Origin of the sequence: Providencia huaxiensis (assembly GCF_002843235.3) — a bacterium.
Taxonomy (GTDB): Bacteria; Pseudomonadota; Gammaproteobacteria; order Enterobacterales; family Enterobacteriaceae; genus Providencia; species Providencia huaxiensis.
Window position 1 is genome coordinate 4372737 of sequence record NZ_CP031123.2, and the last position, 15854, is coordinate 4388590.

General features: G+C 42.7%; 12 protein-coding genes. 11 read left to right on the forward strand and 1 reads right to left on the reverse strand.

The features are described from left to right. Nucleotides 1–388: 388 nt before the first annotated feature. Entirely contained in the window at nucleotides 389–685 is a 297-nt protein-coding gene (locus CYG50_RS21885) for a YmdA family protein (RefSeq protein ID WP_102139153.1), read from the forward strand. Between the two features lie 193 nt (nucleotides 686–878). On the opposite strand, the gene CYG50_RS21890 is transcribed toward CYG50_RS21885, so the two are convergent. Further along, complete coding sequence (locus CYG50_RS21890; protein ID WP_102139152.1) at nucleotides 879–1886, reverse strand: AraC family transcriptional regulator; 1008 nt, start codon at nucleotides 1884–1886, stop codon at nucleotides 879–881. A 747-nt stretch (nucleotides 1887–2633) separates the two neighbouring features. Here CYG50_RS21890 and CYG50_RS21895 point away from each other — a divergent pair. The 10 genes from CYG50_RS21895 (at nucleotide 2634) to CYG50_RS21940 (ending at nucleotide 15621) form a co-directional block, all read left to right on the forward strand. Next, complete coding sequence (locus CYG50_RS21895; protein WP_102139193.1) at nucleotides 2634–4832, forward strand: thiamine pyrophosphate-dependent enzyme; 2199 nt, start codon at nucleotides 2634–2636, stop codon at nucleotides 4830–4832. 9 nt (nucleotides 4833–4841) lie between these two features. Continuing rightward, a complete protein-coding gene (locus CYG50_RS21900) occupies nucleotides 4842–6371 on the forward strand; it encodes an indolepyruvate oxidoreductase subunit beta family protein (RefSeq protein WP_102139151.1) in 1530 nt (509 codons plus the stop codon). 10 nt (nucleotides 6372–6381) lie between these two features. Next, complete coding sequence (locus tag CYG50_RS21905; protein WP_102139150.1) at nucleotides 6382–6804, forward strand: acyl-CoA thioesterase; 423 nt, start codon at nucleotides 6382–6384, stop codon at nucleotides 6802–6804. 16 nt (nucleotides 6805–6820) lie between these two features. Then, complete coding sequence (locus CYG50_RS21910) at nucleotides 6821–9118, forward strand: bifunctional salicylyl-CoA 5-hydroxylase/oxidoreductase (protein ID WP_102139149.1); 2298 nt, start codon at nucleotides 6821–6823, stop codon at nucleotides 9116–9118. A gap of 29 nt (nucleotides 9119–9147) precedes the next feature. After that, nucleotides 9148–10275 (forward strand): cupin domain-containing protein, encoded by a 1128-nt coding sequence (locus CYG50_RS21915; protein ID WP_102139148.1) that lies wholly within the window; start codon nucleotides 9148–9150, stop codon nucleotides 10273–10275. A 99-nt stretch (nucleotides 10276–10374) separates the two neighbouring features. After that, the gene (locus tag CYG50_RS21920) at nucleotides 10375–11286 is read left to right on the forward strand and encodes a fumarylacetoacetate hydrolase family protein (RefSeq protein WP_102139147.1); all 912 of its coding nucleotides are present in this window, start codon (nucleotides 10375–10377) and stop codon (nucleotides 11284–11286) included. A gap of 9 nt (nucleotides 11287–11295) precedes the next feature. Beyond that, nucleotides 11296–12327, forward strand: coding sequence for a carbon-nitrogen hydrolase family protein (locus tag CYG50_RS21925; protein ID WP_102139146.1), 1032 nt, complete (start codon nucleotides 11296–11298; stop codon nucleotides 12325–12327). Beyond that, nucleotides 12324–13079, forward strand: a complete 756-nt coding sequence (locus CYG50_RS21930) for a maleate cis-trans isomerase family protein (protein WP_102139145.1) — start codon at nucleotides 12324–12326, stop codon at nucleotides 13077–13079. The genes CYG50_RS21925 and CYG50_RS21930 overlap by 4 nt, the downstream gene beginning before the upstream one ends. A 79-nt stretch (nucleotides 13080–13158) precedes the next feature. Continuing rightward, entirely contained in the window at nucleotides 13159–13707 is a 549-nt protein-coding gene (locus CYG50_RS21935; RefSeq protein WP_102139144.1) for a MarR family winged helix-turn-helix transcriptional regulator, read from the forward strand. A gap of 267 nt (nucleotides 13708–13974) precedes the next feature. Then, on the forward strand, nucleotides 13975–15621 hold the full coding sequence (locus CYG50_RS21940; protein ID WP_102139143.1) for a Na+/H+ antiporter: 1647 nt from the start codon (nucleotides 13975–13977) through the stop codon (nucleotides 15619–15621). Nucleotides 15622–15854 lie beyond the last annotated feature (233 nt).

The window sequence follows — 15854 nt, forward strand, 5'->3', positions numbered from 1 at the left end:
ATGAGAGTGGTTCTCTAGCTTTTTATTAGAGAGCCATTTTTCAATTATTTTTAGGCATGTTTTTTTGTCTAGTAATTTGAATGTAAATGTATTTTTTACTTCTGAAAAATAAATTAAATCGACAGAGTGTAATTATTTATTAAAAAGTGTGTTGACATGAAAATTTAACTTAGTATCATTCCACTCGCCTTAACTAAGGTCAAATATAATCTATTTTAAAGCGTATTATTACTTAGTTTTTAAATGCGTTTTTGGTTGTTGGTTAATTTAATTTCACAGCAATGTTTTTTTCAAACCATTGAATTTTATTTTTTAATTTTATATGTGATTGTATACGGCCTTTATAAACTAATTTTTAAAATTAATTCAGTGAATAGAGTGAGTTACAATGAAAGTTATCGTTATATTATTCTCTTTTTTGTTTTCTTTTTTTACATGCAGCATGGAAAGTAGTGGAGGGAAGGTTTATTTCGGTGGGTATGTCTTTGAAGAACCTTGTAATTATAAAAAAACAGTTAGCCATATAGTATTAACTTGTAATGAGAGGGATAATAATAAAAAACATTATTATCAAATTTCTTCATTAAATGAAAATGAAACTAAGATTGATTCAGTTAAAATCTCTGATATTAATTTATCTAAGATATCAATGAATTCTGCAATTACGACTATTTCATATAGGTAATAATACCAGTAAATAAAGAATATACGTTGTCCTTTTCCATTTTTGGCCTTCGATCACCCCCTTAATCTATAAATTAGAAAGGGGGGATATTTTTTAAATTAATATTATAAATAGAAAATAATATATGGTATTTTTGATATTAATAATTTTATGTTGTTAACTGACTGTTATATCTAATTAAGCTTATAGCTAATTAGGCTTTTTTCATGCTTTTACTCGGCGTTTCACCATAACGTTGTTTATATTCAGCACTAAAACGCCCCATATGTGTAAAGCCCCAACGTAGTGCAACGCCAGTGACACTGGTAGCTTCTCCTGAAAGTAACTCAGCACGGACTCGCTCCATCCGTAAATCACGTAAATATTGCATTGGGCTAATATCTAAAAACTCTTTAAATCCTGCATATAAACTACGCAAGCTGACACCAGCAATAAGGGCTAACTGCTCTACAGTGATAGGTTCATGTGCGTGAGCTTCTAAATACTCTTGAACTCGTCGAACATGGCGAGGTCGGATAGTAGCTCTCCTCAAACTGGGATTTTCAGTATAATTATGACCTTGAGTAGAAAGAAGTGTCACCGAGACCAGTTGCTCTACTTGTGTGGCGATCAATTTATGCTGTAAAAGATCTGGGGTTCGAGTAGCACATTCAATGAGGTAATTCATCAATGTTCGCCACGCAATACAAGATTGCCATGCAAATCCAAGTTCAAAAACCAATGGTTTATCTAAAGTATGACCAAGCTGGCCAACTAAAGATCTCTCTAATAATGATCGAGAGATGCGTAACATCAACTGATCATTATCGCTATTCCAACGCATCGTAGTTGGCTCTTCAGGGCTGAGTAATGAAGCCATTTGTGGGGTGGATTCTATGCATTTTCCACCACTTTCTATGATTGCGCTACCTGAAAGCGGCATTTGAACTAGAAAGAAATCTTGTAATTGCCCCGGAGCAATAGAGACATCAGCACCGTATCGTAAACGGCTTAGAGAAATATCCCCCATAGGAATATAGTGCATCCGAGCATCGAGACGTTGGTGTGGATTGAGTAAGTTAAACTGATGTGGTTTCATCACTCGGCCAACCATTGATTTTATCTCTTCAGGATCGGCCGGTGTAAATAGTAAACGCTCTGAAGAACAGAGCTGATTTTCAATCTGAGGTGCAGCTGAATGGGACCACGAGTTGCTCAACATCGGAGATACCTCCAAAATTATTTGCCAGCCCTATTTCATAGAAGATCATGTATTGGCCTGACTTTATTGCTTATTATATGTTTTCTCAATGAATTCAAATAATTATTATATGTAGAAAAGAATTTAGTGACTGATTATGTTAGAGGTAAGGGGATGCCTAAATAATCTAAGAACCCTCTTTGTTTTTTAACATTTTGTTAATTATTGTGTAACCTAATGTGAGGTGAACATAACATAAACAACTTTTGTTACCTAGCTAAAAGTGTGCAGAAACTATCCAAATAATGCAAAAAAATAGAAACTGTATGGTTATTGTGACATTGATAACAATATAAAAAATAAAGTTATTTTATTTTTTGAATAGTAAAATATTCATGATTTATCATATTGTTACTTCTATTTGCCTAGTCACTCGCCTATATTTTGAATCAATAATTTATTTAATTTGCTTATGTAGGTTTTAATAACTGAAACCTTTATTTTTGTAGGGTATAGCCCTTACTATTTTATAATTTTGAATGCTTTTCACTTATTTTCTATGGGTAACTTTTCTTCTCTATTTTTGTGAAAGAGATTACCTTCTAGCTGTTTCAATTCGTTTTGTCCCCAATCTGCAAGCCTTATCCACTCTCTGCATAAATCTAATTTCCATGATTAATCATGGATTGACCTTGTGTTAACAAAAGATATACAAATAAGAAACACAAAAAAGATAAAAACGTTCTGATGTTGATTGGTGAGGTTAAAATGGCTGAGCGATCGTTTGTACAAGAAGTTCAAAAATTACGGCAAGGGCAAGGTGAAACCTTCAGCGGTGAAGGGATCCTTGCTGTCACAAAAGCGCTGTTAGAGTCTGGTGTATCTTACGTTGCGGGATATCAAGGTGCTCCTATCTCCCATTTGATGGATGTCCTTGCTGATGCACAAGATATTTTATCCGAATATGGTATTCGTTTTGAAAATAGCGCAAGTGAAGCAACTGCAGCGGCAACTTTGGCTGCCTCAGTTAATTATCCACTACGTGGCGCTGTGACGTTTAAAGCAACCGTGGGAACGAATGTCGCATCTGATGCCTTAGCTAACTTAGCTTCTGGTGGCGTGTTAGGTGGGGCTTTAATTATTGTTGGTGAAGACTATGGTGAAGGCTCTTCTATTATGCAGGAGCGCAGCCATGCTTTCGCAATGAAATCGCAGATGTGGTTACTCGACCCTCGGCCTAACTTGCCGTCCATTGTTCAAGCGGTGAAAGACGGCTTTGAACTCTCTGAAGCCAGTAATACACCTGTTATGTTACAAATGCGTATTCGTTCTTGTCATGTTCACGGACAATTTGTTTGCGCAGATAATCAACCCCCTAAATTTACAGTGAAAGATGCACTCGAGAACCCAACTCGAGACGTCAGTCGCATAGTATTACCCCCCGCTAGTTTCTTACATGAAAAAGAAAAAATTGAAGCTCGCTGGCCCGCTGCAATTAAATTTATTCAACAACATAAGTTAAATGAATTTTTTGCAGAAGACTCGGATGATGTTGGAATTGCGCTACAAGGCGGTTGTTACAACACGTTGATCCGCGCATTAAATCAGCTAGGGCTAGCGGATGTTTTTGGTAATAGCCAAATTCCTTTATATGTGATGAATGTGGCTTATCCATTGATTGATGATGAATTTGAACGTTTTTGTCGCCACAAAAAAGCCATTTTAGTCTTGGAAGAAGGCCAGCCAAATTTTGTTGAGCAAAATGTGGCGAATATTTTACGTCAACGCAAGATTAATATTGCCCTACATGGCAAAGATATGCTGCCAATGGCGGGGGAATATAATACTGCAACAGTGCTTGCGGGTTTACGTTCGTTTTTTGAATGCTATGGAAAGATAGCTCCACAAGTCAAGGCGGCTGCAAAACAGATCCGTATTCCAACGATTAATATTGCCACTCAAAAATCTGAAGGATCCTTACCTGAATATGTGAATGCAGCTGAGCCAACGCTAGACGAGTCTGTCCATGCGCGCCCACCAGGGTTTTGCACAGGTTGCCCCGAAAGGCCTATTTTCACTGCGATGAAGTTGGTGGAGCGTGAATTAGGTGAACACCATGTCAGTGCAGATATCGGCTGTCATTTATTCTCTATTCTACCGCCCTTTAATTTGGGGAATACCACCATGGGTTATGGGCTAGGAGGCGCAGGGGCTGCGGCTTTGAATGCAAAGGCTGGGAAACGCGCGATTTCAGTGATGGGAGATGGTGGTTTTTGGCATAACGGTTTAACCAGTGGTATTGCCAATAGTGTTTTTAACCGCAGTGATAACTTAACTATTGTGGTTGATAACAGCTATACCTCTGCGACAGGAGGGCAAGATATTCTCTCTTCGACGGCGTTGAATCCAACCCGTAGTACTGGTCATGAAATTGAAAAAGCAGTGAAAGGCGTGGGTGTTAATTGGGTGAAAACCATTAAACACACCTATGACTTAAAAACCATGACAAATACGTTACGTGAAGCTTTAACAACCGATGAGCAAGGGCCCAAGGTTCTGATTGCGCAAAGCGAATGTATGTTGAACAAACAACGCCGCGAAAAGAAAAAAGTGCGTAGTGATGTTGCCGCAGGCAAACGAGTGGTACGTGAGCGTTTTGGTGTCGACCCTGACACCTGTACGGGCGATCACTCTTGTATTCGCTTATCTGGTTGCCCGTCTTTATCAATTAAACCCAGCCAAGACCCATTAAGAACAGACCCGGTTGCAACAGTGATGGATAGCTGTGTCGGCTGTGGGCTATGTGGTGAAGTCTCTCACGCTGCTGTTTTGTGCCCTTCTTTTTTTAAGGCTCAAATTATTACTAACCCTAATGGTTGGGACAAATTGCGCCATCGTGTACGCGGTTGGTTTATTGGCTATTTACAGCGTCGTGACGCACGTCGTCGTGAACAATTTAGTTTCTAAGGGGGATGCATGAATTCGTTATCAACTGCATTACCATCAACAAAAGTCGCATTACAGCCGATTAAAATTGCCATTTTAGCCATGGGCGGCGAAGGCGGTGGAGTACTTGCCGACTGGGTTGTCAACCTAGGTGAAGAAAACGGTTATTTTGCTCAAACGACTTCAGTACCTGGCGTGGCACAGCGCACGGGGGCCACAATTTATTATGTGGAATTATTCCCAGGTGCTGACAACCCACAAACGCCTTCTCCTGTATTAGCGCTTATGCCGATGCCCGGTGATGTTGATGTCGTTTTGGCCTCTGAGTTAATGGAAGCAGGCAGAGCAGTACAGCGCGGTTTTGTTACCCCAGAGCGCACAACATTGATTAGTTCAACACACCGCGTTTACTCCATCGCGGAAAAATCCGCTATGGGCGATGGGCGAGTCGATAGCCAAGCATTAATTCGCCACACTGCGGCATCTGCGCGTCAGTTTATTCACTTTGATATGGCTCAAGCAGCACAAGAAAGTGGCAGTGTGATTAGTGCTGTTTTATTTGGTGCGCTGTTTGGTTCCGGTGTTTTACCATTTAGCCGCGCACAATTTGAAGAAACGATTGTACGTGGAGGCGTTGGCGTAAAACCAAGTTTGCGAGCTTTTACATTAGGAGCAGAAAAAGCAGCTAAACCCGAAGATGCATATCAGCCGGAATCCACAAAGAACATCATATATTCACCAAAAAATAAACAGGTATCGCAATTATTAGCTCGTATCCAACATGAATTCTCTCCTCATGTGCAGTATCTCGTGATTGAAGGGACTCGACGACTTATCGATTACCAAGACCCTGCTTATGCCACTTTGTATTTGGAACGCCTCAATAACCTCTTTGCCCAAAAAGGTGGGCAAGATGAGCGTTTGCAACGTGCGCTTGCGCGCCACTTAGCCCTTTGGATGTCCTATGAAGACACTATCCGAGTGGCTGATCTTAAAATTCGTGATAGCCGTTTTGCTCGCGTTCGTAATGAAGTACAGGCAAAAGATAACCAATTGTTGGATATCAATGAATTCATGCATCCAAGAATTGAAGAGATTTGCGAAACGCTTCCCAAAAATTTAGGTCGTTGGTTAATGCGTCCACATTGGTTACACAAAGCGCTTCGCAAAATGACCGAAAAAGGGCGCACGATCACTACCAGTTCTTTATTTGGTTTTTTACAGTTGTATGTATTAGCCACATGGCGAAAAGGTCGGCGTTCGACATTACGTTATCAACTAGAAACGCAGCGTATCGAAAAGTGGCTAGCGGCTGTAATTGAAGCAGCGAAAGCTAACCCTGCACTTGCAACCGAAATTACCCAATGCCAACGCGTGGTTAAGGGGTATAGCGACACTCATGCGAGAGGGTTGCGTAATTTTAAAATCTTAATGGACATCGTTGCGCAGCAAGGGAACAAACTCACCCCCATTAATTTACGTGAACTACGTGAAGCCGCATTGGCCGATGAACATGGGAAAGAATTGGAAAAATGCCGTCAACGTTTAGCGATGAATTAAGGATAACATCATGAGTTTACTGACATTTACTAAGCCACATAAAATTCATTTTTCGGAGTGTGACCCCGCAGGGATTGTGTTTTACCCCCAGTATTTCGTGATGTTTAACAATTTACTTGAACGTTGGGTTGATGAATTAGTCCCTCAAGGCTTTGCGGGTTACATCATGGAACAGCGCTTTGGTTTGCCGACGGTACACCTAGAAGCGGAGTTCAAGGCCATTAGCAAAATGGGGGATAACGTGATGCTAGAGCTGCATGTACAGCGTATTGGTCGCAAGTCTCTGACGTTACATCAACGCTGTGTCGGTGTTGATGGAGTACTGCGCATGCAAGTGACGCAAACTTATGTCACGACGTCATTAGAAACGCATCAAGCCATCCCCATTCCAGACGCCTTGTATCAGGCATTAACCGCTCAGCAACCAGTGTAAGTAAAGGAGAAGTTCCATGAATATTGTGTGTATTGGCGGTGGTCCCGCAGGGCTTTATTTCGGGTTGCTGATGAAACTACAGAACCCAAAGAACCGTGTAGTGGTGGTGGAACGTAATCGTCCTTATGACACTTTTGGCTGGGGAGTGGTATTTTCTGATGCCACGCTCAGTAATTTGCGCCAAGCGGACCCAGTTTCTGCCAAAACGATTTCTGCAGAATTTAGTCACTGGGATGATATCGATGTGCACTTTAAAGGTGTATGTAACCGCAGCGGTGGTCATGGGTTTATCGGCATTGGGCGTAAAAAATTACTCAATATATTACAAGACCGTTGTGTGGAATTGGGGGTGGAGCTGGTATTCGAAACCCAAGTAACGGATGACCAAGCGATTGCTCGTGAGTACCAAGCTGATTTGCTTATCGCTTCTGATGGCATTAATAGTGCGGTACGTACGCGTTATGAAACCGTATTTAAACCCGATATTGACCAACGTCGTTGCCGTTTTGTTTGGCTAGGTACAAAGAAGATTTTTGACGCCTTTACCTTCTTATTCGCTAAAAATGAGCACGGATGGTTTCAAGTTCATGCCTATCAATTTCAAGAAGGGTTATCGACCTTTATTGTGGAGACGACGGAAGAAACCTGGCTTAAAGCTGGTATTGACCAAATGTCCCAAGAGGATGGCATCGCTTATTGTGAAAAACTATTTGCGCCGTGGCTTGATGGTGAAAAACTGATTGCTAACGCAGCGCATTTACGTGGTGCCGCAATTTGGATCCGCTTCCCTCGGGTCATTTGTGGAAATTGGGTGCATTGGACGCAGCCCACACAAGGTAAAGACGTTCCCGTAGTATTGATGGGCGATGCCGCTCATACCGCCCATTTCTCTATTGGCTCTGGAACTAAATTAGCACTAGAAGATGCTATCGAGCTGTGTGAAAGCTTGAAAACTTCAGGGGGTGATTTACGTAAAGGGCTTGAGCATTACCAGAAGGTTCGCAGTGTCGAAGTACTAAAAATTCAGAATGCGGCACGCAATTCGACAGAATGGTTTGAAAATGTCTGTCGTTATGAAAACTTAGCACCAGAGCAATTTGCTTATTCCCTCTTAACACGCTCACAGCGTATATCCCATGAGAATTTGCGTGTGCGTGATGCTGTATGGTTGGAAAACTATGAGCAGTGGTTTGCAGCACAAACCGGTGTCACTTCAACGGCAAAAACACCGCCTATGCTAACGCCTTATCACGTACGGGGTGTCACGCTTAATAACCGAGTGGTTGCATCACCGACACTATTGTATTGCGCTAGTCAGGGCGTACCCGACGATTTTCATTTGGTACATTTGGGTAGCCGTGCATTAGGCGGTGTGGGTCTAGTGATGACTGAAATGACGGCTATAGCCCCCGATGCCCGTGTGACAAAAGGCTGTGCCGGTATTTGGAATGATGAACAAGTTATTGCTTGGCAGCGAGTGACTGATTTCGTTCATCAAAAAACGGATGCCAAAATTGGCATTCAATTAGGCCATGCGGGACGTCGTGGTTCAACTCAGCGAGGGTGGGAGAAAGAAAACCACCCACTGGATGCAGATAACTGGCCGTTAGTTTCTGCTTCAGCGTTGCCTTATTTACCGAATATCTCACAAACACCGGTAGAGCTATCCGAGGCGCAAATGACTACGGTGATTGACCAATTTGTTGCTGCAGCAAAACGAGCGGAAATGGCGGGTTTTGACTGGCTTGAACTGCAAGCAGGGCATGGTTATTTACTCTCAAGCTTTATTTCGCCGTTAACTAATCAGCGTACAGATAACTACGGTGGAACGTTGGAAAACCGCTTACGTTTTCCGTTAGCCGTCATTAGTGCTGTGCGTCAAGTGTGGTCAAAACCTTTGACTGTTCGTATTTCATCGACGGACTGGGTGGATGGTGGGACGACAGTTGATGACGCAGTAGAAATTGGTCGTGCAATAAAGCAAGCGGGGGCCGATATGATTGATTGCTCTTCAGGTGAAGTGTCACCGCAACAGCAACCAGTTTATGGTCGGATGTACCAAACACCAATGGCAGACCGTATTCGTAATGAAGCTGGAATACCGGTTATTGCTGTAGGGGCTATTACTGATGCAGACCAAGTCAACAGCATTATTGCCGCTGGACGGGCGGATTTATGTGCTTTATCTCGACCATTACTTTCTGACTCTGCATGGGTCCTACATGAATGTGCGCGTTATGGGTGGGAAACTCGTTGGCCGGCATCGTATGAATATGGGCGTCAGCAACTCGTTCAATCCTTGAAATCGCGTTAAAGGCTTTGGCAAACAAAGAGGAAAACAGCATGAGTACACACTCCCATGACCAATATCGAGAAAATGTGGCAGGGCGCGCTGATGTGGCAGACACCCCTGAGCTAGTGGCGTATTACCAAGAACTAGATGCGTTGAAGACAGGTGCATTATGGACGGTTGCAAACAAGATTGAACCGTGGCAGCCCAAATCAAGCTCAGTTCCTGTGTTGTGGCGCTACCGTGATTTACGCGAACATGTGTTGCGCTCAGTTGAACTGGTGACACCAGAAAAAGCGGGGCGTCGCGTGATTTATTTAAATAACCCAGGCCGCCAAGATGTCGCTGCTGCAGTCGGTTGGTTATATTCAGGTCTACAAGTCATGCACCCAGGAGAAGCCGCTTCGGCTCATGCCCATTCGTCCTCCGCATTGCGGTTTATTATGGAAGGGCGTGGGGCATACACTATTGTCGAAGGGCAAAAAATGATGCTAGAAGCCAATGACTTTGTACTGACACCGAATGGGACATGGCATGAACACGGTGTTGCGGAGGATGGCTTACCCTGTATCTGGCAAGATGGGTTAGATATCCCCTTAGTCAATGCCATGGAAGCTGGGTTTTATAAAGTGCATCCTGACTTGCATCAAGTGCAAACACGACCTATCGACTATCCAGTTGGCATGTGGGGTGGAACCGCATTACGCCCTCACGATATTGGCTGGGATAAACCTTATTCACCGTTATTTAAATACCAATGGGGGCCAACCTACGAGGCATTATGCCGTGCGGCGAAAGCAGCGGATGGCTCAGTATTTGATGACATTTTAATGCACTACACCAACCCACTAACTGGCGGACCTGTGATGCCAACTATTGGGGCAAGCATGCAATTACTGCGTCCGGGATTTGTAGGTAAGGCTCATCGCCATACGGGGAGTTTTATTTATCAAGTGGCGAAAGGGCAAGGGTACTCCGTGATTAATGGACAACGTTTTGATTGGCAAGAGCGTGATATTTTCTGCGTGCCATCGTGGATGTTCCATGAACATGTGAATACCTCACAAACCGAAGATGCATGCCTGTTTTGCTTTAATGACTTACCCGTAATGCACTCTTTGGGGCTCTACTATGAAGAAGCTCTAGTCGAAAATGAGGGGCACCAGAAAGTCGTTACCTAGGTGAATGTCATGTTTCTTATTGATTAATTTAATTATTTTACTATTCCAATTTACGTGAAGAAGTGAGTGAGGCAACCACCTCATTCAAGGAGAAAGAGAATGCGCTTAATAACTTATCGTTCTGATGTGACCGCGGCAGCTCGTTTAGGAGCAATTGTTAACCATCAAGTAGTTGATTTAGCTCTTCTTGCTCAAGAGCAAGGGTTGTACTTGCCTGACAACATGTTGGATTTTATCGATTTAGGTCCACAAGGTGTGCGTGTTGGTACAGAACTTCTAAATACATATCAAGGGCAATTCCCCGCAGGGACTGCGTGGCCGGTACAAAATGTGAAAATCTTGGCACCGATCCCCCGTCCACGTAAAAATATTTTTGGTATTGGCTTGAACTATGTTGAACACGTGGCGGAGTCCAGCCGCACACTAGACACTTCAAAAGAGCTTCCAAAACAACCCGTTATTTTTTCTAAACCACCAACCACAGTGATTGGACCGGGAGATGCTATTGAACATAATGCCAAAATTACCCAACAATTAGACTGGGAAGTCGAGTTGGCAGTGATTATCGGCACGCGTGCGAAAAGTGTCGCGGCAAAAGATGCGCTTAATTATGTGTTTGGCTACAGCTTGATGATTGATATGAGTGCGCGTGATTGCCGCCGTGCAGGACAGTGGATTTACTCAAAAGGGCAAGATACCTATGCGCCATTTGGGCCTTGCATTGTGACTGCTGATGAGATCCCAGATCCTCACACCTTAGAGCTAAGCTTGAAGGTGAATGGTGTAACCAAACAATCCTCAAATACACGCCATATGCTATTTAATGTGAATACATTGATTGAAGATATTAGCCAAGGGATCACATTAGAACCCGGTGACATTATTGCCACAGGTACCCCTGAAGGGGTCGGCGCGGGGAGAACGCCACAAGAATGGGTATGGCCAGGCGATGTGATTGAAGCATATGTTGAGAATATTGGTGAATTGCGCCATCCAGTTGTCGCCGTTTAAGGGGGAAGCATGCTTAATTTGCAGACATTTAAAGCCGCTGCAGTACAAGCTGCTCCGGTGTTTCTTGATACCAATGCGACGGTAGATAAAGTTTGCCATTTAATTGAAGAGGCGGCTGATAACGGAGCAAAATTGGTGGCATTTCCAGAGGTTTTTATTTCTGGTTACCCTTATTGGAGTTGGGTGATGAACCCGATAGATGGCAGCCCATGGTTTGAAAAACTGTGCAAATCTGCCATTGAAGTCCCAGGGCCTGAAATACAAAAAATTGCTCAAGCTGCCGCACGCCATCACATCAATGTTGTGATTGGTGTGAATGAGCGAAATCCTAATGGCATTGCTACGTTATATAATACATTAGTGACAATTTCTGATGAAGGAAGAATTCTGGGACGTCATCGTAAATTAGTCCCAACATGGGCAGAAAAATTGACGTGGGCAAATGGAGATGCCTCTTCACTAAAAGTTCACCAAACCAGTATTGGGCCACTTGGGGCGTTGGCGTGTGGGGAAAATACCAATACATTGGCCCGCTTTGCCTTATTGGCGCAAGGCGAGTTAGTCCATATTGCGAGCTATATCGCCTTACCCGTTGCACCAAAAGATTATGACATGGCCGAGGCGATCCGTTTACGTGCTTCAGCCCACTGTTTTGAAGGCAAAGTCTTTACGGTTGTTTCGTGTTCGACAGTGTCAGAAGAAATTATTGATGCAATGTCTGCAACTCATCCAGAAGCACGTGAGTTACTGGCTCGACCAAACAGTGCTTTCTCAGGGATCATCGGTCCTGATGGGCGGGTTGTAGGCCAACCTTTGATTGACAAAGAAGGGATTGTTTACGGTGAAATTGATTTGAACCGCTGTATTCAGCCACGACAAATGCATGATATTACAGGGCATTATAACCGTTTTGATATCTTTGATTTACAAGTAAACCGCCGACCATTAACGGCAGCACGTTTTCACGGTAATGGGCAAGAAAGTGAAGCTTTAAACACATTTCCAGAATCAAGTGAGTCATTTGGGGAGAACGAGATATGAGTTTAGCACGTACATATCGTATCGGGCAGATTGTCCCGTCATCAAATACCACGATGGAAACAGAAATTCCGGCTATATTACGGGCAAGAGAAGTGCTGTTTGCGGAGCGCTTTACCTTTCATTCAAGCCGTATGCGTATGCAAAAAGTTACCAAAGAGGAGTTGGCAAAAATGGACTCCGATAGTGACCGCTGCGCTATTGAATTGTCAGATGCTGCAGTTGATGTTCTGGGATATGCCTGTTTAGTTGCGATTATGAGCATGGGGAAAGGTTACCATCGCATTTCAGAAAAACGTTTATTTCAACGTACGGTAGATAACGGCCATCCAGCACCTGTAGTGACGAGTGCAGGGGCATTAGTTGATGGCCTACATGCGATAGGGGCTAAAAAAGTGTCTATTTTAACGCCGTATATGAAGCCATTGACGCAATTAGTGATTGATTATATTGAAAGCGAAGGCATTGAAGTGGTAGATAGTATTTCATTGGAAATTCCAGATAATTTAGACGTGGGGCGGCAAAACCCATTAGCACCAGTGGAAATTACGAAAAAACTCAACACCCAAGTAGATGCAATTGTGGCTTCTGCATGTGTACAAATGCCTTCGCTACCCTCAATACAATTAATTGAAGACCGAGTTGGTTTACCAGTACTGTCTTCTTCGGTGGCAACTACTTATATGATGCTAAAAAAGCTGGGTTTAGAAACTCGTGTTGATGGGTTTGGTTCCTTGTTGAGTGGAAAGTTTTAGCTGAATTATCGCCGACTTCTGCTACTCTTGAGCGGTTGTAATCAAATGCAATAATTCAAGAGTTTATCAAGGGGAGCGAATGGCAAACTCAAAGGTTTTTGTTGATAATTACTTGCCTGCCCTGTTGGGGCAGGCTTGGATGTTAGTTTCATCGGAATTTCATGCCATTGTTGAAAAAAAAGGGTTGTCAGTCTTAGAGTGGCGAGTGCTATCCACACTAGCAGGCAATGGCTCGATGGGGATCACTGAGCTGTCACAAAAAACGGTCAGCAAACAACCGACAATTACTCGCGTACTGCAACGGTTAGAGCAGCAGGGACACGTGGTTCGCCACAGTAACCATAATGGAAGTGATAAGCGCATAACACTTGTTAGTGTGACATCAAGTGGAATGTCACTGGTCGATGGCTTACTTGTTGCGGCTCAGCAACACGAAGAAGCCGTTTTAGCCCCTTTGGGGTTGCGTAAAAGTAAGCTCCTTAAGCAAGTACTACAAGAACTTGTTGAGCGGCACAGTATAGAAAACACCAATACAGCTGATAAAAGTACTTCGGATAAAAATAATGCAAAAATGGTAAAAAGGAAAAAATCAGGCAGTCAAAATTTATCCAAAGAAACAACAAAGTAGTCGATTAATGATGGTTTAGTCCTATTTTTGATGGCAATACACAGCTTATTATTGATATTGCGTTTAACTATCTATTTATCAAATAGATAAATAAGTTTTTTATGGGTATTTAAGTCAGTGATGATTTTTCGCAACCTGATGATAGATAGGCTATTTCTTAATTTTATTATTTTTGTATCGATTGATTAATTGCCACTTTACATTGATTCAATTTATCTATTTACTTCATAACTGATAATTAATGATTAGCTAAACATGGAGCAATCAATGTCAGTAGTGACACTTGTACTCGTTTTTTTATTAGCCGTTGTTGTGAGCGTTTTTGTTTCACGACTGCTCAAAGATATTATTCCATTACCCTTGATCCAGATAGCACTAGGGGCTGGCTTGTCTTTATACGGTTTTACAGTTGAATTTGAACCTCATCTATTTCTGTTTTTATTTATTCCCCCTTTATTGTTTCTTGATGGCTGGCGTATTCCTAAAGAAGCCTTATTTCAAGAAATTAAGCCGATCATGTCGTTAGCTATTGGTCTAGTGGTAGTAACGGTTATTGGTATGGGCTTTTTTATACATTGGTTAATTCCAGCTATTTCTTTGGCCGTCGCTTTTGCGTTGGCAGCTATTTTGTCGCCTACAGACCCAGTTTCCGTGTCTGCCATGACGGTCAATTCCCCATTGCCATCGCGAATGGCGCATATCCTAGAGGGGGAGTCATTGCTGAATGATGCAACGGGTTTGGTGTGTTTCAGTTTTGCGGTAGTTGCTGCATTAACTGGCACATTTTCTCTTGCTTCAGCGGCTGGGCAATTTGTATTCGTGGCGTTTGGCGGAATTTTAATTGGTTTGCTAGTGGCTTGGGCAATTGGTTGGTTAAACCAATTATTGGTTAAGCGTACAGGGGAAGAACCTGCTATTCAGATAATGATCAGCTTATTGATGCCATTTACGGCTTACTTGTTAGCTGAACATTTACATGTTTCTGGTATTTTAGCGGCAGTGGTTGCCGGTATTGCCATGCACTATGAAAAAATCGCAGGGCGTATGCAAGCCGCCACTCGTATGCAAAGTAAAGCGGTGTGGGATACGGTACAAACCGCGTTGAACGGGATGATTTTCATCTTGTTAGGCGAACAGTTACCGGGTATGTGGACAAATATGCCTGCTGTAGCAGAGGCCGCGGGTGCGAGCTATCCTTGGATGCTATTTGTTTATGTGGCAATTATTACCGTGGCATTGGCCGTTTTACGCTTTAGCTGGGTGTGGATCTCGATGACTTTAACCGTCTTCCATAAGCGCCGTCGCGGTAAAGAAGCGGATGTTATGCATATTCGCATGATGGCGGTGATGGCGACAGCGGGTGTGCGTGGAGCGATTACATTAGCGGGTATTCTCACGTTACCTTTATTGATGCCTGATGGTTCATTATTTCCGAATCGTGACGTGGCTATTTTCTTAGCGATGGGGGTGATTTTATGTTCACTACTGATTGCCAGTATTGCACTGCCTATTTTAACGAAAGGGTTGGTACAAGACTTACCTTATGATAATGACGAAATTCGAGCGCGCTTGGCCTTAAATGAAGCTGCAATGGCACATTTACGTGACCTGATGAATCACCCATCGGATGATATGGATGAAATTGCCATGCGTACTGAGGTTGGGGCTCAATTATTAGAAATTTATGGTAGACGACTCGATAATTCAGATGAAACTGAATCAGATGTCTATGATTTACACAAAATGATTGATATGGAACGTGAGATGTCCAAATCAGCGTTAAAAGCGAAACGGGACGCGTTATACCAAATGCGTAAAAGCAAAAATATCAATGAAAGGGTATATCACCGTTTACGTGATGAACTTGATTTAAAAGAAGAAACGCTTAATCACCATAAAAATGGTAAACATTAGTTAGAGAAAAATGACCTGAATTTATTCAGGTCATTTTTTTATGAATGTCATTCAAGTAGGTTTGACGGTTTGTATAGATTGCTGATAAGTTAGTAATAATTCTATTTAGGAAATTTATATGTTACAAGGCACTGTTAGCTTAAGCATTATTATTACCATCACATAGTGGTGGGGATAAGCTACATCCTAAACCCGCCAGATAAGGCGGGTTTTTTGTCCTTATCTGGTTAATT

Bases quoted from the DNA above. Each gene is read 5' to 3' on its own strand.
- CYG50_RS21885 (WP_102139153.1), top strand. From the start codon at position 389: ATGAAAGTTATCGTTATATTATTCTCTTTTTTGTTTTCTTTTTTTACA.
- CYG50_RS21890 (WP_102139152.1), bottom strand. From the start codon at position 1,886: ATGTTGAGCAACTCGTGGTCCCATTCAGCTGCACCTCAGATTGAAAAT.
- CYG50_RS21895 (WP_102139193.1), top strand. From the start codon at position 2,634: ATGGCTGAGCGATCGTTTGTACAAGAAGTTCAAAAATTACGGCAAGGG.
- CYG50_RS21900 (WP_102139151.1), top strand. From the start codon at position 4,842: ATGAATTCGTTATCAACTGCATTACCATCAACAAAAGTCGCATTACAG.
- CYG50_RS21905 (WP_102139150.1), top strand. From the start codon at position 6,382: ATGAGTTTACTGACATTTACTAAGCCACATAAAATTCATTTTTCGGAG.
- CYG50_RS21910 (WP_102139149.1), top strand. From the start codon at position 6,821: ATGAATATTGTGTGTATTGGCGGTGGTCCCGCAGGGCTTTATTTCGGG.
- CYG50_RS21915 (WP_102139148.1), top strand. From the start codon at position 9,148: ATGAGTACACACTCCCATGACCAATATCGAGAAAATGTGGCAGGGCGC.
- CYG50_RS21920 (WP_102139147.1), top strand. From the start codon at position 10,375: ATGCGCTTAATAACTTATCGTTCTGATGTGACCGCGGCAGCTCGTTTA.
- CYG50_RS21925 (WP_102139146.1), top strand. From the start codon at position 11,296: ATGCTTAATTTGCAGACATTTAAAGCCGCTGCAGTACAAGCTGCTCCG.
- CYG50_RS21930 (WP_102139145.1), top strand. From the start codon at position 12,324: ATGAGTTTAGCACGTACATATCGTATCGGGCAGATTGTCCCGTCATCA.
- CYG50_RS21935 (WP_102139144.1), top strand. From the start codon at position 13,159: ATGGCAAACTCAAAGGTTTTTGTTGATAATTACTTGCCTGCCCTGTTG.
- CYG50_RS21940 (WP_102139143.1), top strand. From the start codon at position 13,975: ATGTCAGTAGTGACACTTGTACTCGTTTTTTTATTAGCCGTTGTTGTG.